The following is a 22,494-nucleotide window of genomic DNA, read 5'->3' on the forward strand; positions in this document are numbered from 1 at the left end:
GGCCCATGCCCCGGCCTTAAGACCCGACCTCATGACCCGGCCCCAGGAACTCACTCCAGGAACCCGACCCCATGAACCGCCCCCAGGAAAAGGCAGACCCTCGATGATCAGCCAGTGGCAACTGCGCGCCGCCTTCGCCGCGCGGCTCTCGGACATGTACGGGCGGGAGGTCCCTGCCTACACCACGCTCGTGGCCGTCTCCCGCGAGGTGAACGAGGACGTCCTGCGTGCCCAGGGCGCCGACGCCGAACGCCTCGGATCCATCAGCCGGGTGACCGCGGAACGGCACGGCGCCATCCGCGTCGGCACACCCGGTGAACTGCGCCAGGTCGGCCGCGTCTTCGGCGCCCTCGGCATGCACCCCGTCGGCTTCTACGACCTGCGGGAGGCCGCCGCCAGCGCGGTGCCCGTCGTGTCCACCGCCTTCCGTCCCGTCGACGGCGAGGAGCTGGCACGCAACCCCTTCCGCGTCTTCACGTCCATGCTCACCCCCGCCGACCCCCGGTTCTTCGACGCCGATCTGCGCGCGCGGCTGGAGACGTTCCTCGCCGGACGCGAGCTGTTCCCGCCGGAACTGCTCGTCCTGGCCGACCGGGCCGAGGCCGAGAAGGAGCTGCCGGACGCCGACGCCGAACGGTTCCTCGAACTCGCCGTGCGCGCTTTCGAGCTGTCCACCGAACCGATCGACCAGGCCTGGTACGACACCCTGGAGCAGGTGTCCGCCGTCGCCGCAGACATCGGCGGCGTGCGCAGCACCCACATCAACCACCTCACACCGCGCGTGCTGGACATCGACGAGCTCTACCGGCGGATGACCGAGCGCGGCATCGAGATGATCGACACCATTCAGGGGCCACCCGACTGGAAGGGCCCGGACCTGCTGCTGCGTCAGACCTCCTTCCGGGCACTCGCCGAGCCCCGTGCCCTGCGCACCCCTGACGGACGGGTCGTCAGCGGGTCCCTGCGGGTGCGCTTCGGTGAGGTCGAGGCCCGCGGGATCGCCGTGACGCCCGACGGCCGGGCTCTCTACGACCGGCTGCTGACCCTCGTCGACGAGCGGGCGGCCGGGCGTCCCGAGGCCGACCGGACCGAGGTCGCCCGCGCCGTGTGGGCCGAACACGTCCCCGGCACCGAGCGGGAGCTCGCCGCCCGGGGGCTGGCGTACTTCACCTACCAGGTCACTGCCGACCGGCCCCGCGACGGCAGCCGTCCGCCCGTCGGCATCGGAGACCTCCTCGAACAGGGCTGGGTCCGGGCCGAGCCCATCGTCTACGAGGACTTCCTGCCCCGCTCCGCGGCCGGCATCTTCCAGTCGAACCTCAGCGGCGAGGGCACCAGGCACAACGACCGGGCCGGAGCCGCCTACGACAGCGCGTGGCTGTCGGGCGCGCTGGGCCGCGAGGTCCTGGACCCGTTCGCCCTGTACGAGGAGCAGCAGAACCGCTCGCTCGTGCAGGTCGCCCGCGCGCTCGACCTCGACGGCACGCCCGGCTGACCGGCCGGTCCTCGTCCTCACCCCACCCCCCTCGATCCCCCAAGGGAGCATCATGACCAGCACCGCCCTTCCCACCACCGATGACCTGCGTGCCCGCGCCCGTAGGAGCCTGGAGCGCGTCGGCGTCGCCGTCCGGGAAGGCAGCGACTTCCACGCCCGGACGCCCATCACCGGCGAGGACCTCTTCGGCCTGACGGCCACCACCCCGGCCGATGCCGAGGCGGCCGTCGCCGCCGCCCGCGAGGCGTTCCTGACCTGGCGCACCACACCGGCTCCCCGCCGCGGCGAACTCGTCCGCCGGCTGGGCGAGCTGCTGCGCGAGCACAAGAGCGACCTCGCCGACCTCATCACCGTCGAGGCGGGCAAGATCCGCTCGGAGGCGCTGGGTGAGGTCCAGGAGATGATCGACATCTGCGACTTCGCGGTCGGCCTGTCCCGGCAGCTCTACGGGCGCACCATCGCCTCCGAGCGTCCCGGCCACCGCCTCGCCGAGACCTGGCACCCGCTCGGTGTCGTCGGCGTCATCTCCGCGTTCAACTTCCCCGCCGCCGTGTGGTCGTGGAACACGGCCGTGGCGCTGGCCTGCGGCGACACCGTCGTCTGGAAGCCGTCCGAGCTCACCCCGCTGATCTCGCTGGCCTGCGACCGGCTGCTGGCCCGGGCCGCCGAGGACGTCGGCGCACCGCGCGACGTGCACCGCCTGCTGCTCGGCGACCGAGCGATCGGCGAGCGGCTCGTGGACGATCCGCGCGTCGCGCTGGTCAGCGCCACGGGTTCCACCCGCATGGGCCGGGAGGTCGGCCCCCGTGTCGCGGCCCGCTTCGGACGGACCCTGCTGGAGCTCGGCGGCAACAACGCCGCCGTCGTGGCGCCCTCCGCGGATCTCGACCTCGCCGTCCAGGGCATCGTCTTCGCCGCCGCCGGCACCGCCGGGCAGCGCTGCACCACACTGCGCCGCCTCATCGTCCACCACGACATCGCCGACGCGCTGGTGGCACGGCTGACCGCGGCGTACCAGAAGCTGCCCATCGGCGACCCGTTCGACGAGAACACTCTCGTCGGACCGCTCGTCTCCAATACGGCGCTCGACGCGATGCAGGACGCCCTCACCCGGGTGCAGGCGCAGGGCGGGAAGATCCTCGCGGGCGGCAACCGGCGCCTGGCCGACGCCGCGCCCCGGGCCGCCTACGCCGAACCGGCCGTCGTCCGCGTCGACGCGCAGACCGACGTCGTCCGGGAGGAGACCTTCGCCCCCATTCTGTACGTGCTGACCTACGACACGATCGAGGAGGCCATCGCCCTGCACAACGACGTCCCGCAGGGCCTGTCGTCGAGCATCTTCACCCGTGACCAGCAGGAAGCCGAACTCTTCCTGTCCTCGGAGGGCTCCGACTGCGGCATCGCCAACGTCAACATCGGCACGTCCGGTGCGGAGATCGGCGGCGCGTTCGGCGGCGAGAAGGAGACGGGCGGCGGGCGCGAGTCCGGCTCCGACGCATGGCGCGCCTACATGCGCCCGGCCACCAACACCATCAACTACTCGGGCCGTCTCTCCCTCGCCCAGAACGTCAGCTTCCTCTAGACCCGCGTCCAGGCCGAGCGTCCAGGTCCGCGTCGCGGGACACACCACTCAGCCCGGGGCGGCGGACCCGCCGCCCCGCCCCGGGCTCTCACCGGGGCGGGGGCCACACGCTGCCCGGCTCACCCGGTCGGTTATCGTGTGGCCTCGGCCCCGAGCGGGCAGCCTGGTCAACTGTCCCCCGTCGGGTGATGGTCGGTACGCCTTGACGGAGAACACGCGCGTGGCAAGCACCAAGACACGTCCGGCGCCCCTGCCGAGGGGCCTTCCCGGCATTCCGGGCCTCTTCGACCCGCCGTTCGTCGCCGACCCGTTCCCCACGCTGGCCGCGCTGCGGAGCGCCTCGCCCGTCCACCTCGATCCCGGCACGGGGCTGTGGCTGGTCAGCCGCTACGCCGATGTCCGTAGCGTGCTGCTGGATCCGGGGACGTACCTGCCGGACAACGCCCAGCACGCCGTGACGCCCCTGCCCGTGTCCGTACTGCGCGTTCTCGCCAGGGCCGGTTTCTCCCTGCCGCCCGCGCTCGCCAACAACCGCGGCGCCGACCACGCGGGCCTTAGGCGCCTGGTCATGCGCTTCTTCAACGCCGAGCGGGTGGCGGCGGCGGTGCCGATGGTCGAGCGGACCGCCGCGGAGATGCTGACCGGTCCGCGCTCCCGCTACGCCGCCGGCGACCGCTGCGATCTGGCCGCCGAGTACGCGCGACTCCTGCCGTGCCGGGTGATGATGCGGCTCCTCGGCATCGACGGCGTGTCCGCTGACACGCTCGCCACGTGGAGCGACGCCGCACTGGAACTCTTCTACGGCCGCCCGCCGGCCGATCGGCAGCTCCACCTGGCGGAGCAGGTGGGCGCGTTCCACCAGTGGCTGACCGCCCAGGTGTCCGCTGCCCCGGCGGCGGACGGGCTCATGGGCGGGCTGCGCCGGTACCGGAAGGCGGACGGCGCGCCGTTGGACACGGCGACCGCCGTGGCCGTGTGCTTCTTCGTGTTCATCGCCGGGCAGTCCACCACCGGGCAACTGATCTCCACGGCGCTGCTGCGGGCCGTGACCGATCCGCAGGTCTGGGCACGCGTCGCAGCGGAGGACGGCTTCGCCGAGGCGTGGGTGGAGGAGATCCTGCGCCGGGAGCCGCCGGTCACCACATGGCGCCGGGTGACCGCGCAGGAGACGGAACTGTCCGGGGTGTGTCTGCCGGCCGGCGCCCAGTTGCTGCTGATGCTGATGGGCACCGGGTCCGACCCCGAGGTGTTCGACGATCCCGACCGGCTGTGCCCGCATCGGGAGAACATCCGGCACCATCTGGCGTTCGGTGCGGGACGGCACCGCTGCCTGGGCGCCTCCCTGGCGCGCACCGAGGCCGCGGTCGCGCTGCGGGCGGCAGCCCGCGCTCTGCCGGACGCGGCGCTCGCGGCACTGGGGACGCAGCCGCCGATGCTCGGCCTGCTCTCCTTCCGTGCACCGCTGGAGGTCGTGGTGCACCGCCGCTCCGACCGCTGAGCCCGGCCCGCTCGCCGACCGGGCAGTGCGGCTGCCCCCTGGAGGCCGAGCAGGCGTCGTTGTCCCCGAGCGACACCGCGTATACGGTCCGCCGCGAGCGGCGCGCACCCCGTATGGGGCGCGATCGGCGACAAGTGGGGCGCACGGGGCCGGGAGGGCGGCAAGCTCGGCTACCCGGTCGACGACGAACGCACCGACCCCGACGGCGCCGGGAAGGGCAGCAGTTCCAGGGCCGCACCGTCTACTGGCATCCGACGTTGTCGAACGGGGCGAGAGGGTCCGCGCCATCCCCACCAGGAACGGGTTCATCAACGCCCGCACCGACTTCCACGGCGCGTGGAACCAGGTGTGGTCCATGGCACCGTACCCGAAGGGCATCGACCAGACAGAACACCAGTCGTTGTACGAGCAGTTCGCCTGTCACGCCGTGGGCGGAGGAGCGCGCCCGGCGACTGGAACACCGGCCCCACCTGGGATGGGGCGCAGCAGCCCCGAGCAGAGCCAGTGCAGGGTCTCGCCGCCCCGTGTCGTAATCTCACGGCCGATGTCGTACGGATGCCTTTCCGGACATCGCCGTGGGACTGCCGAGGGGGTACGCCCCAGGTTCGGCACAGCGTCGGCGCCGGTGCGCCAAGGGGTGGGGAGAGAACATGGCAGCGCAGATCTCAGTTGCCGAGCAGAGGCAGAGGTGCCCGGAGTGCGGCGCGGACGTGCCGGTCGAGCCGCGGTTCGTCACGTGGTGCGACGCATGCGACTGGAACGTCGATCCCGGCGCGCTGGATCCCGAAATCCGACGGATCGAGGCACTGCGGCGCAGGCTCGCGCAGCGGTACGGCGAGCGGCTCTTCGCGGAGCTGGGCCCGCGCCCCCGGCGGGACATCGCGGGCGTGCTCGCCTATGCGCTCGCGTTTCTCGTCCACGGAGTGACGGTGGCCTTGGTGGTGACGGGGCTGCTGCTGATCGTGCTCGGCTGGGGCGTGGGCCTGCTGCCTGTCCTCGGCGCCCTGTTGCTCGCTGTTGCGGTCGCCCTCAGGCCCCGTTTCGGTGTTCTGCCCGACGACACTCCTGTTCTTCGCCGGGCCGATGCGCCACGGCTGTTCGAGCTCGTCGACGACGTCGCGGCCGTGGCAGGAACGGCGGGAGTGCACACTGTCGTGATCGCTGCTGACGCCAACGCGGCCGTCAGCACCTACGGCATGAGGCATCGACGCATGCTCTGCATAGGGCTCGGGCTCTGGGAGATCCTGACCCCGCAGCAGCGTGTCGCGCTCCTCGGCCACGAGCTCGGCCATTTCGCCCACGGGGACACCCGTCACGGCGCCGTCGTCGGGCGGGCCCTGGACTCCCTCGCGCTGTGGCTGTACTTCCTGACACCGGACTCCGAGACCGACCTGATGCAGCGCGTGACCAACTGGATGATGGTCGTGCCGAGATGGGCGGTCCTCGGGCTCCTGTACCTTCTGGACCAGCTGACCTTGCGAGCTGCTCAGCGCGCCGAGTACCTGGCGGACGAGACCGCGGCGCGCGCAGGATCCAGCGTGGCGGCAGCCGAGTTGCTGGACCGGCTGCTCGTCGTTCCTTCCATCGAGAGTGCGCTCCACCGCGAAGCCGTCGTCGCGCACAGCAGGGGCGGAGCGGCGGCTCGGCGCGAAGCGGAGCAGCGGTTGTGGGAGCGGCTCGCCGCGCGCGTCGCGTCCGTGCCGGAGCGGGAGTACGAGCGGCTGCGCCGCGTCAGCGTCCTGCGCGGGCACTGCGCCGACTCGACCCATCCGCCGACGCATCTGCGGCGGCGGCGCGTGAGCGAGGGCGAGCAGTGGGAGGCGGCGGTCCGGTGCGATGAGGAGAGGGCCGGCGCGATCGCCGCCGAACTGGCTGCTGCACGTGATCGCATGGCTCACGTCGTCATTCGCGACGCGTAACGGGTGAGGCAGCTCCTTTCTCCGGATGAGCCCGTTCTGGCCTGCAGCCCGCGGTCCCGGCCCGGCTCGGGAGCTAGAGCTGTCGGAGGTGGTCGCGCAGGCTGCGGGCGACCTGGGCCATGAGGGCCTCGGCGCCGGGATGGACCGCGGCCGGGACGAGTGATTCCGTCAGGACGGCGACGGCGAAGGACTGGCCGTCGGAGTGCTCGACGACGCCGATCTCGTGGCGGAGGTTGAGGAGGGTGCCGGTCTTCGACGACCAGGTGGAGGCGTCGGAGCTGAAGTCGGGGGCCAGTCGGTGCCGGAGCACGTTGTGGGCCATGAGTCCGCGCACCCGGTCGTCCGCGACGGGGTGGATCGCCGACGGTGTCCACAGGGCCTGGAGCAGGTCGGCCCAGGCGCGGGCGCTGCCGGTGTTGGCGCAGGTGGTGTCGAGTTGGGGCACGCGGTGTCCGCGGCCGCTGGTGCCGGCGTCGACGGCGAGGGCGTGGGCGAGGTGGACCTGTGCGGGCTCGAAGCGTTCCACCGGGGTGTCGCTCAGTTCGCCCATGCCGTGCCGGACGGTGAGGCCGTCGATGCCGAGGTCGTCGAGGACGGCGGCCACCCGGGCGGGCGGCGTGAGGCCGAACAGCGCGTAGGCGGCCGTCCCGTCGCTCACGCAGGTGCTCAGGTAGAGCAGGTCGTCGACCGCGAGCCGGGCCGGGTGGCGGAACCAGCTGCGCCCGGTCGGCCCCGGCGTCGTGATGCGCCCGGGCTGTACGTCGAGCATCGTCGCACCGTCGAGTTCGCCGCGCCGGATGCGCTCCGCCGTCGCCAGCGCGAGCGGGACCTTGACGAGGGAGGCGGCGGGCAGCTGGGCGTCCGGGTCGATGCCCAGCTCGTCACCCGTGTGGAGATCCCGTACGAGCAGGCAGCCGTGCAGCCCGCCGTCGTGCAGTTGTCGCTACCTTCTGCGCGTGGACGAGCTCCCTGCGCTGCGCCGGTGCGGCGACGCGGAGGTCCAGCGTCACGCCGCGCCCGCGCGCCTCGGCGACCAGGAGGGCCAGGGCCGCCGTGGAACAGATGCCGGGCACCGCGAGCCGCCACGGTTTGGCCTTGGCCGCTTCCGCCTCGTGCAGCAGCACCTCGGCAGCCTGTACGAGCTGTCTCGCCACCGGCAGCATGTCCCGGCCGAAGGGGGTGAGCACGGCCCGCCGTGATGTGCGCTCGAACAGCCGCTCACCGAAGCGTTCTTCCAGAGCGGCGATGCGGCGGCTGGCCACCGACTGGGACATCCGGGCGGCCGCCGCCCCGACGGTGAAACTGCCGCGCTCACTGACGCTCACGAACGCGCGACACGCTCCACCAGATCCACAGCCCGCACTCTATGCCGGATCAGCATGGAACCGCGCACGAGTGCATTGGACCGCACGGCAGCGCGACGCGAGGGTGGTCCCGGCACACACGACCACGCACCGGGATGGGGCCGTGCTGTTCCATCCCCTCATCCGCCCTGCCCGCAGGGCTCTTCGGAGGTTCGCACCATGCGGCACACCCGTGTCCGGCACACCGTTGTCGGCGCCCTCGCCCTGCTCGCGCTCGTCCCGCTGGCCGCCTGCGGTCAGGGCGGCGGTCCGCCCGCCTCGTCGGCTCCCTCCACGCACGCGACGAGGGCGACTACGGCCGCGAAGCCGTTCGTCGGCGCCTTCGAGGAACTCGAACGCCGGTACGACGCGCGCCTCGGCGTCTACGCCGTCGACACCGGCACCGGGCGCGAGGTGGCCTACCGGGACGGCGAACGGTTCCCCTACGCCTCCACGTTCAAGGCGCTGGCCGCGGGCGCGGTGCTGCGCAAGCATTCGCCGGGCGGCATGGACCAGGTGATCACGTACTCCAGGGACGACCTGATCCACCACTCCCCCGTGACCGAGAAGCACGTCGGGACCGGAATGACCCTGCGGGCGCTGTGCGAGGCCGCTGTCCGGTACAGCGACAACGCGGCGGCCAACCTGCTCTTCGACCGACTCGGCGGGCCGAAGGGCCTGGACGCCGTACTGGAGGAACTGGGCGACGACGTCACCCGGATGGAGCGCCGCGAGCCCGAGCTGAGCCGATGGACGCCGGGCGAGACGCGGGACACGAGTACGCCGCGGGCGATGGCCGGGAACCTGCGCGCGTTCGTCCTCGGAGACGTCCTGGGCAAGGCCGAACGCGCGCAGCTCACCACGTGGCTGCGGACCAACAGGACCGGCGACGAGCTGATCAGGGCCGGGGTGCCCAAGGGGTGGGTGGTCGGTGACAAGACCGGATCGGGCAGCGGGTACGGCGCGCGCAACGACATCGCCGTCGTGTGGCCTCCCGACGCCGCGCCCATCGTGGTGGCGATCATGTCGAACCGCGACGCGGCGGACGAGGAGTTCGACAACAGGCTGATCGCGGAAGCGGCGTCGGTGGTCACCGACACCCTGTCGTAGCGGGAGGCGCGTCCCGCGTCACCGGCCGCGCGAGGAGTGAGTGGTGGGTCGGACCGAGGCCGGTCACGGAGCGAACCGGGTCTCCACGCAGTGCGGTGCTCAACTCGCCCCTGGTGGACGCCTGTCCGCCTGCGGTCACCGACCGCATCGCAGCGGCGACGTGACCGACCGCCGCGCCTCACCGTGACCGGCTTCATACGGGATCGACGTTGGCCATCACACCTCCAGGGTCCGTGCCCGCAGGCCAGGCCCGGCGGCGGCCCGGCCGTGGAACCCCGCTGCCGGGCGCCGTCCCGCGTCGGCCCGCCTGCAAGCGACGAAACGGGACACCCGGCGGTGTCCGGCACGGCGTGGCACCGTGGAGGTGGGTCCCTGGCCGGCCGGTCCGGAGGCTGGGTCTCAGGCCCGCCAGGTCACCCGGCCACGGGCCGGTAAACCTCTTCCGCCCCCTTTCCCCCGTTCGGCCCTCTCCGTTGGTCCGTTCGGCCGAGACGGGCTCCCATGGGGACGGGCCGTTTGTCGGGCCCGCGAGAGAAAGGCACGCCGATGTACGAGATGCGCGCCGAGGCCACAGCCGACCGAGGCGAACTGATCTGGCATGTCATCAGCAAGGGAACGCCTGCCAGTCCCCTGTGCGGAGTCCCCCTGGAGTTGTCCCCAGCCGCGGCACCCCAGCTCGAGGCAGCCGTCGAACGCTACTGCTCCTCCTGCATGGACGCCTTCAGCGCGGCACTGAAGAGCTCGTGACCGACACTCGGGCGCTCAGCCGGCGACGCCGTGGTCTGCTCCGGGCGAGAAGGCCGCCGTTACCACACGCACCGCCGTCGTGTCCCGGCACCAGTCGAGCACGGCCGGCCAGGGGCCGTACCCGGCGTCGAGGTCCAGATGCGCGCCGCCGGGCAGGAGGTCGCTGTCCAGTCCCAGCGGCGTCGCGAAGACGGCCGGAGCGCCCTCCGGGCAGTAGGGATCGTTGTCCGACGCCACCAGCCGGGTGCCCCCGGGCGCCGCTGCCGCGACATCGCGGGCCGTCACCCCGGAAAGGGCGAACGCGGCGATCTCGGGATGGCCGGCCGCCGTCCGTGGCGCCGGAGGCGCACAGTTCCGCCGCCAGGGCCTGCCGCCCGGTGGCGACCGCCAGGGGCGGCAGCGGGAGCGTCCAGGCGTCGCTGCTTCCCGGCAGCTGAAGGGCGTGGGCCACGGCCGCGGCGATCCGCTCGTGGCCGAGAGGGCTCGCGTGGAGTCGGTCCGCTGTCCACAGTCGCGGGTCGGTGGCGACGGCGTGCCGGTCGGTGTCCGCCACCGTGACGTGGTGACGGGCGGCCGCGGCGCGGATACAGGCGTTGAGATCGACGACACGGGACCTGAGCGGCCGGGCCAGGGGCGCGATCTTCCCGACGTCGGGGAAGGTGAGCGTGGCCACGTGGGCGCCGGCGGCCGTGAGCGCGGCGAACATCTCCTCCAGGTGCCCGGCCACCTCTGCCGCGTCGAACCGGAGCCGGAGCAGGTCGTTGACTCCGGCGACGACGGTGACCAGATCCGGGCGCAAGGCCAGGGCGGGCCGCAGCTGTTCGTCACGGACCTGGCCGGCGAGACGGCCCCGTACGCCCAGATGGGCGTAGAGGAGGGAGGGGTTGACGGTTGTGAGGTGCTCGGCGAGCCGGTCGGCGAAGCCCCGCAGGCCCATGGAGTCGTCGCCGTCACCGAGCCCCTCGGTCTGGCTGTCGCCCAGGGCGACGTAGCGCACGTATTCAGCTCCGGGCACGGGACGCCTGCCTTTTCCGCAGTACACCCGCGATGCGCCGGCACCAGTCCCGGTGGTCTTCTTCGAAGGCCAGGCCGCGCAGGCAGGTGAGGTACGGGCCGATGCGTTCGCCCCGGCGCAGGAACTCCTCCTCGTCCGCGTCCCCGCGCAGTCGCCGCAGCAGCGCGCCGAGCAGTTCGATCTTGGACTCGGCCGCGCACGCCCGCTGCTCCAGCTGCTCGATCACCGGCCCGGTGCCGATGCGGTCCACGGCCTGGACCTTCACGAGCAGGTCGTCGCGGATGAACGCGGGCTTCGACGGGGCCGCGGCGAAGCGCTCCAGCTCCGCGACACCGGCGTCGGTCACCTGGAACAGGCGCTTGTTGGGGCGGGTCTCCTGCACCACCTGACGCCCTGTGACCAGTCCTTCCCTCTCCAGCTTGGCCAACTCGGCGTAAATCTGCTGAGGCAGGGCGTGCCAGAAGTTCGCGACGCCGATGTCGAACGCCTTCGCCAGCTGGTATCCGCTGTACTCGCCGTCCAGCAGCGCGGCGAGCACCGCGTGTTTCAAAGCCATCGGACCAGCCCCTCCCTTCCCCCCACCATGGGGGAGTTACTCATGCATAAGACTAGTCAGATTCTTGAGTATGAGGGACAGGCCCGGTGTCCGATGGCCCCTAGGCCTGCCCGCGGAGCCGCTTGCGGGCTCGCAGTACGGCGTCGTGCAGGACGGTCTCGCGGCCGTCGTGGGCGGCGACCGATCGCGCCCTGGCCTCGGCGACGACGATCTCCCACCGGTCGGGGTCCAGTCCCGCCGCGACGTCCTCGGCGGTGAAGTGCACCTCGCGGGACGCGGCGTGCGCGACGGGCTCCTGGGGCGCCGAGGGATGGTGGCCGACGACGAGCAGCGTGCCGCCCGGCGCGACCGATGCGGCCAGGCGGCGAAACAGCGCGTCGCGCACCCCCGCAGGGTGCACGTAGTGCGTGGAGACCAGATCGAAGTGTGCGGCGGCGGGCGTCCAGGTGGTCAGATCGGCCTCGATCCACTCGATCCGGCTCGCCGCGGCGGCGTCGAGGGCCTCGGCGTGCTCGCGCGCCCGGCCCAGCGCGGTGGCGGCGATGTCCACGGCCGTGACGCACCAGCCGCGCGAGGCGAGCCAGATGGCGTCGGCCCCTTCGCCGCAGCCCGCGTCCAGTGCCCTGCCCGGTGGCAGAGTGCCGGGCTCCGTGACGAGCTGCGGATTGGGCCGCCTGGCGCCGGCCACTGGGTGATCGCGGTAGCGCTACTCCCAGAACTCCTTGCCGAATGCCCCGGTCACACGCGTTCCCGCCTCGGACGCTCCCGTTCCTTCCTCGGACACGCCCGTTCCTCCCTTGGACACAGCCGTTCCTCTCCGTGGCTCACAGACCGTGGCGACGGTTGCCCGCCACCGCTTCGCAGACGCGTGCTTCGGACTCTGGTGAGAACGGGTCGCGGCGGGCGGCGACCGCCTGCCGGGTCTCCTCGGCGACGAGGTCGCCGTTGATCTGGGCCGCCGCTGCGGCGCCTGTCGCGGCGGCGGCGCCGACCTGGGCGACGAGGTCGGTGACGTTGCCTGCGGCCCACACCCCCGGCACGTCGGTGCGGCCGGACGCGTCGGTGGGGATGTGCTCACCGGCCCCCGACGGGTGCGCCACCGGACGCAGTCCGAGCGCGGCCAGGAAACCGGCGCGCGCCACCATCCGCGGCGCGACCGCCAGTGCCTCACGGGCGACCACGGTGCCGTCACCCAGCCGCACCCCTACGAGGCGGTCGTCGGCGATCTCCAGGGACGCCACTGCGCCCTCGACCACGCGGATGCCCCGGGCGGCCAGCTGCTCCGCCTCCTCACCGGCCGGCGACGGCATGGTGTGGTTGAAGAAGGTGACGTCGTCGCTCCACTGCCGCAGCAGCAGGGCCTGGTGCACCGACAGCGGCCCGCCGGCCAGCACGCCCACGGCCTGGTCGCGGATCTCCCAGCCGTGGCAGTAGGGGCAGTGCAGCACGTCCCGGCCCCATCGGGCGCGCAGCCCCGGCACGTCGGGCAGTTCGTCGACCAGCCCGGTGGCCACCAGCAGCCGGCGCGCCCGGACGGACCGGCCGTCGGTCAGCGTCACCTCGAAGTCCCGTGCCGACCCTGACCCGAGGGACAGCCCGTCGTCACGCGTCACGTCAGCGACGTCGCCGGTCACCACGTGACCGCCGTAGCCGCGCACCTCCGCCCGCCCGCGCTCCAGCAATTCGGCCGGCGGCATACCGTCCCGCGCCAGCAGCCCGTGCACACCCCCGGCCGGGGCGTTGCGCGGGGAGCCCGAGTCGATCACCACCACCGACCGCCGCGCTCGGGCCAGCATCAGCGCCCCGCTCAAGCCGGCGGCGCCACCGCCGAGCACCACCACGTCATAGCCGTTTCTCAGCTCATCGGTCACCGTGACCACCTCCGCGACCACGGTGCGAGGGGCGAGGCCACAGCCGCAAGCATGGTTGCCGGAACGGCAAAAGTCGGCCATGGGCCTCGACCCCGCCGGCTCGGTGACTCACGCGCTGCGGGTCACGGCAGCGGGGTGCCGCCCGTCGCGTTGACGATCTCCGCCGTGATGTACGTCGCCCGGGGCGAGGCGAGGAAGACGTACGCGGGCGCCATCTCGGCCGGCTGCGCCGGCCTGCCCAGCGGGGACTGCTTCCCGAACTCGACGGTGTCCGGCATCGTCGCGGGGATCAGCGGTGTCCACACCGGCCCGGGCGCCACGGCGTTGACCCGGATGCCGTCCGACGCCACCATCTGCGCCAGCCCCTGCGTGAACGTGACGATCGCGCCCTTCGTCATGGCGTAGTCCAGCAGATGAGGGCTGGGCTTGTACGCCTGCACGGACGTGGAGTTGATGATGCAGCCGCCCCTCGGCATGTGCGGCAGAGACATCTTCGACAACCAGAACATGCCGTACAGGTTGGTCCGCATCACCCGGTCGAACTGCTCGGTGGTGATGGCGCCGATGCCGTCGGGCTGTGACATCTGATAGGCGGCGTTGTTCACCAGGATGTCGATGCGGCCGAACTCGTCCACGGCCCGCTCGACCAGGCGGCGGCACTGCTCCTCCTCGCGGATGTCGCAGGCCACCGGTACGGCCTTGCGCCCGGCGTCCTCGACGAGGGCCCGCGTCTGCCGGGCCTCGTCCTCCTCCTCGGGCAGATGGGTGAACAGCACGTCCGCTCCCTCGCGCGCGAACGCGAGGGCGACAGCGCGGCCGATGCCCGAGTCGCCTCCGGTGAGGACCGCCTTCAGGTCCCGGAGCAGGCCGCTGCCCCGGTAGCTCTCCTCGCCGTGATCGGGCGGCGGGTCCATCGGCCCGGTCCACCCTGGATGCTCCTGGTCCTGCTGGGGGAAGTCGGGCCGGGGGTGCTCGGCTCCGGGGTCCCGGCCGGCACCGTTGTCGTCGCGCACGGGGGTCTCCTTCGGTTCGGCTGCGGCGGTGGCGTCACCCGCCTACCCTCCGACCCGCCGGAAATACCCGCAAACCGGCACTTACCACTCCCCCGTACCGCCGCTCAGCGACGCCTCTTATCGGGCCTCTGCACGGATTTCTGGGGCCGCTCCGCCGGTCGCAGCGCGTCCGCCGCCTCGCGGTCACCGCTGTCGTCCTCGGGCACCGTCGTCTCGGCGTCCTCGAACTCCTGCCGGACCTCCTCGGCGGCCGTCCGCGGTGCGTGCTGCCGGTGCGTCCTGTCGTGGCCCATCGCCGTCTCCCGTCCCGTGTCTCGCGCGCCGGGCCGTCGGCCCGGCGCTGTCACCGGACGGGTGCCCGCACCTGCTCCGGCTACTCGAAACGAGCCGTGTCGCCCGCTCCCCTGCGGACGATCTCCGCCTCCCCGCCGGAGAAGTCGATGACCGTGGTCGGCTCGGTGCCGCAGTCGCCCGAGTCGACCACGGCGTCCACGACATGGTCGAGCCGCTCCTTGATCTCCCAGCCCTGCGTCAGCGGCTCGGCCTCGTCGGGCAGGAGCAGGGTGCTGGAGAGCAGCGGCTCGCCGAGTTCGGCGAGGAGGGCCTGGGTCACCGCGTGGTCGGGGATACGGACTCCGACCGTCTTCTTCTTCGGGTGCAGCAGCTGGCGGGGCACCTCCTTCGTCGCAGGCAGGATGAAGGTGTAACTGCCGGGCGTCGCCGCCTTGATCGCGCGGAACACGTCGTTGTCGATCTGCACGAACTGCCCCAGCTGCGCGAAGTTCTGGCACACGAGGGTGAAGTGGTGACGGTCGTCCAGGTTCCGGATCGACCGGATCCTGGTGATGCCGTCACGACTGCCCAGCTGGCAGCCGAGGGCGTAGCAGGAGTCCGTCGGATACGCGACGAGCGCGCCGGAACGGATGCTGTCGGCCAAACCGGTGATGACGCGTCGCTGAGGATTGTCCGGATGCACGTCGAAGTACTTCGCCATCCGCCGAGTCTACGGCCCGCCCGCCGATCGGTCCCCAGGACCGGAGCCGGAGCGGCCGGTTCGGCGACACGAGCGCGCAGGCCGGACCGCTGATGGTGGCACTAGCTCTGCCGGACGTCCTTGACGAACACGATGCCGTCGTTGTCCGCCAGGCGGGCCGGGTCGAGCGGGGCGTAGCCGAACCAGGGGGTAACGCGGGCCGCGGGCCGCGGGGTGCCGAGGGCCGTGGCCAGCCGCGGGGCGTCGATCACGCAGCGGTCCTCCGGGAGCGCGTACAGGAGCCCTTCGACGGTGTCCGGCGGCGGCGTGTCCACTCCCTGGTGCCGGATCGTGCCGAGGGCCGTGGCCACGAAGGCGTACTCCTCGCCGAGCCGGGCGCTCACCAGCGCACCGGCGCTCCACCACTCCAGCGGCGTCCCGCCCATCCGCATCGTGCTCTTCGCCCGCTGGAGATGGGAGTTGTGGGCGTGGACGAGTGCCGGGCCGCGAGCGGCGACGGCGAGGAGGTTGTGGGCCATCATCGAATCCCGCACGCCCACCAGCCGGGTCATGCGGGCCGGTGAGGTGTCGGCCATCCAGTGGTGGTAGCGCAGCAGGCCGGTCGCGGTGCGCCCGTACAGGCGCGCCCGGTCCCAGTCGTCCCGTGAGGTCGCCGTGATCAGGTGCGGCATCTGCTCGTCGAGCAGCTCCCCCAGATCGTCGGCGAGCAGCCGCAGCCGACCGGCCTCGGCCGACTGCCCCACGGACTTCGCCGGGTCCCTCATCGCGGCGGGATCGGTCCACCGGTCGTCGGTGCCGAGCAGGCGGTCGAGTGTTTCCGCGGTGCAGGGGAGCAGGTTTGCGTCCAACCGGGCCGAGAGGTAGTCGTGCAGAGCGGTGAGGGCCTGGCGGGGGCTCGCGGCGCCGGTGATCTCCAGCGGGCCGTCGAATCCGGCGAAGCGGAGCCGCTCCGACGCGGGCCGGCCGTCGTTGTAGGCGCGCATCCAGCGCACGAGCTCGTGGTTGGCCTCGAACGCGCCCCACCCGTGGCTGATGCCGCGCTCCATGACCTCGCCGAGGGTGCCCGTGCCCGAGGTGACGTATTCGTCCACGACCAGGCCCCTCATGCAGTCGCTCTCGATCGCGATCGTCCGGTAGCCCTCCTCCTCGACGAGCTGCCGGAAGAGCTGGTTTCGAAGGTCGAGGAGAGTGTCCTCACCGTGGGTGGGCTCGCCCAGGGCGAGCAGCCGCGGCCGGGCCGGGAGCAGCCTCATGACGGCGGCAGCGTCGACGGCATGGGCGGTGTCCTTGATGTCAGTCGCCATGCCGTCAACGCTATCGTTGAACCTACGGTTGAAACTTTCCCGCGATTTCGACAGGACCATGGCGCGAGACCTTCAAAACGGCGAGCGGCTCAGGCCGGTTGATCTGGCGCGCGGGCACGGGCTTTCCACGCAGGCGATCAGGAACTACGAGGAGGCGGGCATCCTTCCGGCCGCGGGGCGCACACCCCACGGCTACCGCACCTATACGCCAGTGCACGCGAGTGCCCTGCGCGCGTTCCTCGCCCTGGTGCCCGGCCACGGCCACCAGACGGCGGCGTCGATCATGCGGGCCGTGAACGAAGGCGCGGTCGACGAGGCGTTCCGCCTCATCGACGCCGGCCACGTCCAGCTCCTCGACGACCGCCGGACCCTCGAGGCCGTGGAGAGCGCCCTCCGCGACCTGAAGCCCACCCCGGCGTCCGAACCGGCCCCGGCGTCCGAACCGGCCCCGAGGTCCGAACCGGCCGCGGCGTCCGGGCCCGTTGGCACGTTCATCGGGCCGCTCGCCGGGAAGCTCGGCATCCGACCTGCGACGCTGCGCTCATGGGAGCGTGCCGGGCTGGTGCGCCCGCGCCGCGATTCGCTGACCGGGTACCGCGTGTACGACGAGGCCGACGTACGGGACGCCCGGCTGGCCCACCAACTCAGGCGGGGCGGCTACCTGCTGGAGCAGATCGCCCCACTGATCGCCCAGGTGCGGGCGGCCGGCGGCCTGGAGCCGCTGGAGGCCGCACTGCACGACTGGCGCGGCCGGCTGTCCGCCCGCGGGCGGGCGATGCTGGCTGGGGCCGCCGAGCTGGAGGCGTACCTCCGCAAGCGCGGATGAGACGTCGGTCGCCGGCCGTCACCAACGGTGCGCAGGATCACGAGCCGTCACACGCCGCCCCGTCCGGGCGGCGTCCATACATCAACCGCCCGCAGTAGTACGTCACTTGATGAGCGGGCGACCTGCGCGCTCGTCTGCCGCGCCCGCGACGGGCCGACCGCTCCGGCCCCGTGCGGGTGACCCACGGCGACCATCCGGACCCTTCCGCGTGGCGTACCCGGCGGCGAGCGGCACACCTGGTGTGACGTGGCCCGGGGCAGATATCGGCCATGGCGGAAGGAAGCACGGCGATGTTCAGGAACACCAAGGCGTTCAGCGGCTTCTCGGTGAACGACCTCAGCGCGGCCAGGCAGTTCTACGGCGACACACTCGGTCTGCAGGTCGAGGAGTCGGGTGAGGGAGACATGCGTCAGCTGTCCCTCACCCTGGGCAGCGGGGCGCGTGTGCTCGTCTACCCCAAGCACAACCACCGGCCGGCCGACTTCACGATCCTCAACTTCCAGGTCGACGACGTCGGCGCCGTCGTCGACGAGCTGGGGCGGCGCGGGGTGACCTTCGAGAGGTATCCCGAATTCGAAGCCGACGAGAAGGGCATCGTGCGGGCGACCGGCGGCCCGACCATCGCCTGGTTCAAGGACCCTGCCGGGAACGTCCTCTCCGTGCTGCAGGAACACTGAGCCGGTGGGCCCCGCCCGCCCGGACAGTGACGGACGGGCGGGGCCCGCAGGTGAGCTAAGCCGACAGCACCGCTTCGGCCGTCGCCGCCGGTACGACGGCGTAACCCGTGGCCCGGGTCGTGAAGGTCCCACGGCCCTGGGTACGGCTGCGCAGCCGGGACGCGTAGCCGAACAGTTCGGCGAGCGGCACGGTCGCGGTGACGACCGCTGTGCCGGCCCGGGCGGTCTGGCCCGACACCCGGCCGCGCCGTGCCGCCAGGTCACCGAGCACGCCGCCCACGGCGTCGTCGGGCACGGTGGCGGTGAGTTCGACCACCGGTTCCAGCAGCGCCATCACGCTCGCGCGCAGCGCCTCGCGGAGCGCGAACCTGCCGGCGGTGCGGAACGCCATCTCGGAGGAGTCCTTGGGATGGGTGGCCCCGTCCGTCAGCGTGACCCGCACACCGGTCACCGGGTGACCGCCGAGAGGACCTTCGGCCAGCGCGTCCCGGCAGCCGGACTCCACCGCGCGGACGTACTCCTGCGGCACCCGTCCGCCGGTGACGGTCGAGCGGAACACGAAGTGCGCCGCGCCGCCGGACGGGTCGTCGGGTGTCTCCAGCGCCGCCACGTCGAGGACGACATGGGCGAACTGGCCCGCTCCACCGTCCTGCTTGACGTGCCGGTGCACCAGACCCGACACACCGCGGACGACCGTCTCGCGATAGGCCACCTGCGGCCGGCCGACGCCGATCTCCAGCCCGTGGGCGCGACGGATCTTCTCCACCGCGACCTCCAGGTGCAGCTCGCCCATGCCCGACAGCACGGTCTGTCCGGTCTCGGGATCGGTCCGCACCGCCAGCGACGGGTCCTCCTCGACCAGACGTGCCAGTGCCGAGGCCAGCCGGTCGGTGTCGAGACTGCTGCGGGCCTCGACCGCCACCGAGACGACCGGGGCGACCGACGTGGGCGGTTCGAGCACGAGCGGGGCCGCAGGCGCGCACAGGGTGGCCCCGGCGCGGGCGCTCTTCACCCCGATCACGGCGACGATGTCCCCGGCCACCGCGTGGTCCACCTCGGCGTGCCGGTCGGCCTGCACCCTCAGGATGCGCCCGATCCGCTCGCTGCGGCGTGCGCCCGCGTCGAGCACGGTGTCCCCCTTCCGGATCGTTCCCGCGTACACGCGCAGGTAGGTCAGGCGTCCCGTCGCGGTCGAGTTCACCTTGAAGACGAGTGCGGCGAACGGTTCGCCGGGATCGGCCACGCGCTCCTCGACCGCCCCCGCGTGGGCCCCGCGCACCGCCGGAACGTCCACGGGCGAGGGCAGATAGGCGACGACGGCCTCCAGCAGCGGCTCGATCCCGCGGTTGCGGTAGGCCGAACCGCACAGCACCACCACGCCCTCACCGCCCAGCGTCAGATCGCGCAGCGCCGACGCGAGGGTCGCCGCGGACAGACTCCCCTCACCGCAGAACTCCTCCAGCGCGGCCGGGTGCAGCTCCGCCACCGTCTCCTCCAGGAGGCCGCGGCGCCGCAGCGCCTCGTCCCGCAGGGAGTCGGGCACAGGACCTTCCTCGACGGTGTCGCGTCCCCCGCCCCATACGAGGGCACGCATGCGCAGCAGGTCCACCACGCCGGTGAACTCGTCCTCCCGTCCGATCGGCAGCTGAACGACGAGCGGGACCGTGTGCAGTCGCTCGCGGATCGAGGCGACCGCGGTGTCCAGGTCGGCGCCCGCGCGGTCCAGCTTGTTGACGAAGGCGATCCGCGGCACCGCGTGCCGGTCGGCCTGGCGCCACACCGACTCGCTCTGCGGCTCGACACCGGCGACCGCGTCGAACACCGCGATCGCGCCGTCGAGCACCCGCAGCGAGCGCTCCACCTCGTCGGAGAAGTCGACGTGACCGGGCGTGTCGATCACGTTGATGCGGTGCTCCTGCCAGATGCAGCTGACGGCAGCGGCGAAGATGGTGATGCCGCGGTCGCGCTCCTGCGGGTCGAAGTCGGTGACGGTGGTTCCGTCGTGGACCTCGCCGCGCTTGTGGGTGGTGCCGGTCAGGTAGAGGATCCGTTCGGTGACGGTGGTCTTGCCGGCGTCGACGTGGGCGAGGATGCCCAGGTTCCGGACGCCGGTCGGCGGGTTGGTCGCATGACGTTGCAGGGTGGTACGCACGGCCCGAGGCCTTTCCTGGTGATCTGTGGTTCACAGGGCGGCGCGATGTGCGGACGAGGGCGGGCCCGTGCTCGGGCCCGGCGGAATCTCCTGACGCGGCTCGACGGCACTGCGTCGGCCACGCGGTGACGCATCACGGCATCGGCCATGTGGGGGCGCACCGGGCACGGCAACTGCCGTACGGTGGCGCACCGGTCAGCGGTGGGTCAGGAGTTCGTCGCGGACATCCGGTGGCGGCCGCGCAGCCGGCACCGGGTGCATGAAGACACCAGGATCACGTCGAACCGGGACCGGGGAACGGCGACAGCGGTGCGGTGACACATTGCCGGGCTCCCCTCGTTCGTCACACTCGTCGACCACGCGTGCGCTGCCGTGATCGGCAGCGCGCGAGAGCGAGTGTAGGAAGCCGGAAAGGACCTGGGCATCCCATTATTCGTCTGAGCCCGTCCCGCGCCGCGCCCACCCGCGCCATCACCTGCTCCGGGCACGCGAAGGCCCCGACCGCCGGGCGGCCGAGGCCTGTGACGAGAGGTCAGTTGGCGTCGACGAGCTCGTGTGCGGGCACCTTGACCGTACGGGCGCCGGGCACGCCGCCCAGAACGACCTTGCGGAGCGCGCTGTTGTTGTTCAGGTTGGTCTCCTTCAGCCTCTTCTCCGGGTTGGCCAGCACCTGGATGTAGTACGTGCCGTTCGGGAGGCCGGTGATGTCGAAGGACTGGCCGGGCAGGTCCTGGGTGTAGGTGTCACCGGAGCCGACGTCGAGGACTTCACGGACGGAGATCGAGTTCTCCTGTCCGCAGGCGGTGGAGAGGTCGGTGTTGTCCGGGTGCCAGTTGGCGTTCTTCACCGTGTAGTCCACGGCGTCCGTGTTGGCCAGGCAGAACGCCTCCTTGCCGCTGCGCACCGCCTCCTTCTTGTCCGCCTTGAGGAGCCGGTAGCTGGCGAAGTCGGTGAAGTGCCAGTGCTCGTGACCGGGTCGCGGGTCCCACTCCATGGTGCCGGTCGGTGTGTATCCGACCTGCTTGCCGTTGGCGTCGTAGAAGTACTGGTAGGCGTCCATCAGCTTCTTGCCGGGAGAGCGGAAGCCGTCCACGACCAGCTGGGCGGGGCCCGCGTTCCAGACGTTGGCGCTGAAGGCGAGGTAGTCCTTGCCGGGAACGTCGTCTCCCCCGTCGCTGATGGTGATGCCGTAGGCGGGCAGCGACCGCAGGTCGGGCTTGGGGACGTCGGGGACGGCGGCGCGGCCGGTGGGCCGCTGCGCGTTGGGCTTCAGGGCGGGCGCGCGGCGGGAGCCGTCGGTCTGCCCCGTGCGGTCGCCCACCCTCGCGGCGGCGATCCCGGCCCTCTTCAGCGCCCACGGAAGGGCGGGCGGCGCCGGCGGGTAAGGGCCGTGGCCCACGTTGTACGACGGGCCGGCGCCGCTCGTCGGGGCCGCCGGCGGGGCGGTGCGCTGCCCCTGGTGGTGGGCGTGCCCGGCGGCGTGGGATCCGTGCTGCTTGGCCCGCGCGGCGCCCCCGCCCTCGTCCCAGCTGCGTTCCCGCACCGTGAGCTGGATCGTCTGCGGCTTGTCGGTGATGCCGAAGTGGTCGCGGTAGCGCTTCGCGACGGACACCTTGGCGGTGTATTTCCCGGCGGGGAGGTCGGCCTTCTCCGAGTAATAGCCCGAGTACGTGTTGGAGGCCCAGCCCTTCTCGATTCCCCACACCGAGCCGAGGGTGAACGGGTTGACCGGGCAGCTCTGGGGGTAGTGCGACGTGGCCGGCGCGTCGGGGCGCACCCGGCCGGAGGCGTTGTTCGGGCAGAAGGGCTCGGACTTCTTGAGCACCGTCCGGCCGGCCGCGTCGGTGACCGTGATCTCGGCGAATCCCGGCAGTCCCGAGAAGTCCTTGACCAGGCCCGCGGGAAGGGTCTTCGTCCGGGTCGTCCTGCCGTCGCGGATGATCTGCGTGGCGACCACGGGGTCCTTGTAGGACTTACGGGTGACCTTGAGTTCGAGAGGGCCGTTCTCCGCGGTGAGGTAGGTACCGAGGTCGAGGTAGACGCCTGGTTCCTCCTTCCAGGAGTCGAGGGTGACGGACGTGGACGCGGCGATGAGGCTGAACTTCGGTGCGGGCTGGGCCGCCTGCGCCTGCTTCCCGTCGGGCGCGGCGGCGACGACGCCGGCGACGACGGCTATCGCCGCTGCAGCGGCGATCACCGGACGCCTGAGGCGTGCCTGGGGGGTTGGGGTCATCATTCCTCGTTCTCGTTCTCGGACGTGCCTGAGGGACGGTGGACGGTCCATCGCCTGGGGCCGGGCGGCCGGGCCGCGTGTGCGGGTCCCCGGCGTGGTGGGGTCGCAATGTGTCTGCGCTGTGAGAGGGGAGTGAGGGGCCGGAGGTTGTCCGCCCCT

At 72.2% G+C, this 22,494-nt stretch carries 18 protein-coding genes and 3 pseudogenes; 8 read left to right on the forward strand and 13 right to left on the reverse strand.

The window, feature by feature from the left end:
- Positions 1–103 precede the first annotated feature (103 nt).
- From ACLB9X_RS08765 to ACLB9X_RS08785, 5 genes and pseudogenes are all read left to right on the forward strand, one after another.
- Positions 104–1,495, forward strand: coding sequence for a VOC family protein (locus ACLB9X_RS08765; protein WP_410359692.1), 1,392 nt, complete (start codon positions 104–106; stop codon positions 1,493–1,495).
- Between the two features lie 52 nt (positions 1,496–1,547).
- Entirely contained in the window at positions 1,548–3,077 is a 1,530-nt protein-coding gene (locus ACLB9X_RS08770; protein ID WP_410359693.1) for an aldehyde dehydrogenase family protein, read from the forward strand.
- Between the two features lie 220 nt (positions 3,078–3,297).
- On the forward strand, positions 3,298–4,575 hold the full coding sequence (locus ACLB9X_RS08775; RefSeq protein WP_410359694.1) for a cytochrome P450: 1,278 nt from the start codon (positions 3,298–3,300) through the stop codon (positions 4,573–4,575).
- 81 nt (positions 4,576–4,656) lie between these two features.
- Positions 4,657–4,728, forward strand: a pseudogene (locus ACLB9X_RS08780) (hypothetical protein); the annotation flags it as partial.
- Positions 4,729–5,225: 497 nt separating this feature from the next.
- Positions 5,226–6,494, forward strand: a complete 1,269-nt coding sequence (locus tag ACLB9X_RS08785) for a M48 family metalloprotease (RefSeq protein ID WP_410359695.1) — start codon at positions 5,226–5,228, stop codon at positions 6,492–6,494.
- A 73-nt stretch (positions 6,495–6,567) separates the two neighbouring features.
- Here the strand turns inward: ACLB9X_RS08785 and ACLB9X_RS08790 are convergent, their stop codons facing one another.
- Positions 6,568–7,431: a serine hydrolase gene (locus ACLB9X_RS08790; RefSeq protein WP_410360077.1), complete on the reverse strand. Its 864-nt coding sequence runs from the start codon at positions 7,429–7,431 to the stop codon at positions 6,568–6,570.
- Between the two features lie 7 nt (positions 7,432–7,438).
- Positions 7,439–7,875, reverse strand: a pseudogene (locus ACLB9X_RS08795) (LysR family transcriptional regulator); the annotation flags it as partial.
- Between the two features lie 142 nt (positions 7,876–8,017).
- Between ACLB9X_RS08795 and bla the strand changes: the two are divergent.
- A complete protein-coding gene (bla, locus tag ACLB9X_RS08800; RefSeq protein WP_410359696.1) occupies positions 8,018–8,947 on the forward strand; it encodes a class A beta-lactamase in 930 nt (309 codons plus the stop codon).
- A gap of 762 nt (positions 8,948–9,709) precedes the next feature.
- Here bla and ACLB9X_RS08805 read toward each other — a convergent pair.
- The 9 genes and pseudogenes from ACLB9X_RS08805 to ACLB9X_RS08845 all read right to left on the reverse strand — a co-directional run bounded on the left by ACLB9X_RS08805 (position 9,710) and on the right by ACLB9X_RS08845 (position 16,447).
- Positions 9,710–10,003: an alpha/beta hydrolase gene (locus ACLB9X_RS08805; RefSeq protein ID WP_410360078.1), complete on the reverse strand. Its 294-nt coding sequence runs from the start codon at positions 10,001–10,003 to the stop codon at positions 9,710–9,712.
- Positions 9,960–10,709, reverse strand: a pseudogene (locus tag ACLB9X_RS08810) (SGNH/GDSL hydrolase family protein); the annotation flags it as partial. The pseudogene ACLB9X_RS08810 and the gene ACLB9X_RS08805, both read right to left, overlap by 44 nt.
- On the reverse strand, positions 10,696–11,265 hold the full coding sequence (locus ACLB9X_RS08815) for a PadR family transcriptional regulator (protein WP_410359697.1): 570 nt from the start codon (positions 11,263–11,265) through the stop codon (positions 10,696–10,698). The pseudogene ACLB9X_RS08810 and the gene ACLB9X_RS08815, both read right to left, overlap by 14 nt.
- 100 nt (positions 11,266–11,365) lie before the next feature.
- Positions 11,366–11,953 carry a class I SAM-dependent methyltransferase gene (locus tag ACLB9X_RS08820; RefSeq protein WP_410359698.1) on the reverse strand — a complete coding sequence of 196 codons (588 nt, stop codon included), beginning with the start codon at positions 11,951–11,953 and terminating at the stop codon, positions 11,366–11,368.
- Between the two features lie 136 nt (positions 11,954–12,089).
- Positions 12,090–13,136, reverse strand: coding sequence for an NAD(P)/FAD-dependent oxidoreductase (locus ACLB9X_RS08825; protein ID WP_410359699.1), 1,047 nt, complete (start codon positions 13,134–13,136; stop codon positions 12,090–12,092).
- A gap of 122 nt (positions 13,137–13,258) precedes the next feature.
- A complete protein-coding gene (locus ACLB9X_RS08830) occupies positions 13,259–14,149 on the reverse strand; it encodes an SDR family oxidoreductase (protein ID WP_410359700.1) in 891 nt (296 codons plus the stop codon).
- A 104-nt stretch (positions 14,150–14,253) separates the two neighbouring features.
- Positions 14,254–14,442, reverse strand: a complete 189-nt coding sequence (locus ACLB9X_RS08835) for a hypothetical protein (RefSeq protein WP_410359701.1) — start codon at positions 14,440–14,442, stop codon at positions 14,254–14,256.
- A gap of 80 nt (positions 14,443–14,522) precedes the next feature.
- A complete protein-coding gene (locus ACLB9X_RS08840; protein WP_410359702.1) occupies positions 14,523–15,143 on the reverse strand; it encodes an L-threonylcarbamoyladenylate synthase in 621 nt (206 codons plus the stop codon).
- Positions 15,144–15,244: 101 nt separating this feature from the next.
- A complete protein-coding gene (locus ACLB9X_RS08845; RefSeq protein WP_410359703.1) occupies positions 15,245–16,447 on the reverse strand; it encodes an erythromycin esterase family protein in 1,203 nt (400 codons plus the stop codon).
- 58 nt (positions 16,448–16,505) lie between these two features.
- Between ACLB9X_RS08845 and ACLB9X_RS08850 the strand changes: the two genes are divergently transcribed.
- A complete protein-coding gene (locus ACLB9X_RS08850) occupies positions 16,506–17,273 on the forward strand; it encodes a TioE family transcriptional regulator (RefSeq protein WP_410359704.1) in 768 nt (255 codons plus the stop codon).
- 290 nt (positions 17,274–17,563) lie between these two features.
- Positions 17,564–17,950 carry a VOC family protein gene (locus ACLB9X_RS08855; protein ID WP_410359705.1) on the forward strand — a complete coding sequence of 129 codons (387 nt, stop codon included), beginning with the start codon at positions 17,564–17,566 and terminating at the stop codon, positions 17,948–17,950.
- Between the two features lie 55 nt (positions 17,951–18,005).
- Here ACLB9X_RS08855 and fusA read toward each other — a convergent pair whose 3' ends face one another.
- Complete coding sequence (gene fusA, locus ACLB9X_RS08860) at positions 18,006–20,102, reverse strand: elongation factor G (RefSeq protein WP_410359706.1); 2,097 nt, start codon at positions 20,100–20,102, stop codon at positions 18,006–18,008.
- Between the two features lie 532 nt (positions 20,103–20,634).
- A complete protein-coding gene (locus ACLB9X_RS08865) occupies positions 20,635–22,338 on the reverse strand; it encodes a lysyl oxidase family protein (RefSeq protein ID WP_410359707.1) in 1,704 nt (567 codons plus the stop codon).
- Positions 22,339–22,494 lie beyond the last annotated feature (156 nt).

Origin of the sequence: Streptomyces sp. 5K101, from assembly GCF_046506645.1 — a bacterium.
Lineage (GTDB): Bacteria > Actinomycetota > Actinomycetes > Streptomycetales > Streptomycetaceae > Streptomyces.

Excerpts from the sequence above, each read along its gene's own strand:
- ACLB9X_RS08845 (WP_410359703.1), bottom strand. The coding sequence starts at position 16,447 with ATGGCGACTGACATCAAGGACACCGCCCATGCCGTCGACGCTGCCGCC.
- ACLB9X_RS08815 (WP_410359697.1), bottom strand. The coding sequence starts at position 11,265 with ATGGCTTTGAAACACGCGGTGCTCGCCGCGCTGCTGGACGGCGAGTAC.
- ACLB9X_RS08850 (WP_410359704.1), top strand. The coding sequence starts at position 16,506 with ATGGCGCGAGACCTTCAAAACGGCGAGCGGCTCAGGCCGGTTGATCTG.
- ACLB9X_RS08785 (WP_410359695.1), top strand. The coding sequence starts at position 5,226 with ATGGCAGCGCAGATCTCAGTTGCCGAGCAGAGGCAGAGGTGCCCGGAG.
- ACLB9X_RS08770 (WP_410359693.1), top strand. The coding sequence starts at position 1,548 with ATGACCAGCACCGCCCTTCCCACCACCGATGACCTGCGTGCCCGCGCC.
- ACLB9X_RS08855 (WP_410359705.1), top strand. The coding sequence starts at position 17,564 with ATGTTCAGGAACACCAAGGCGTTCAGCGGCTTCTCGGTGAACGACCTC.
- ACLB9X_RS08835 (WP_410359701.1), bottom strand. The coding sequence starts at position 14,442 with ATGGGCCACGACAGGACGCACCGGCAGCACGCACCGCGGACGGCCGCC.
- ACLB9X_RS08865 (WP_410359707.1), bottom strand. The coding sequence starts at position 22,338 with ATGATGACCCCAACCCCCCAGGCACGCCTCAGGCGTCCGGTGATCGCC.
- ACLB9X_RS08765 (WP_410359692.1), top strand. The coding sequence starts at position 104 with ATGATCAGCCAGTGGCAACTGCGCGCCGCCTTCGCCGCGCGGCTCTCG.
- ACLB9X_RS08840 (WP_410359702.1), bottom strand. The coding sequence starts at position 15,143 with ATGGCGAAGTACTTCGACGTGCATCCGGACAATCCTCAGCGACGCGTC.
- bla (WP_410359696.1), top strand. The coding sequence starts at position 8,018 with ATGCGGCACACCCGTGTCCGGCACACCGTTGTCGGCGCCCTCGCCCTG.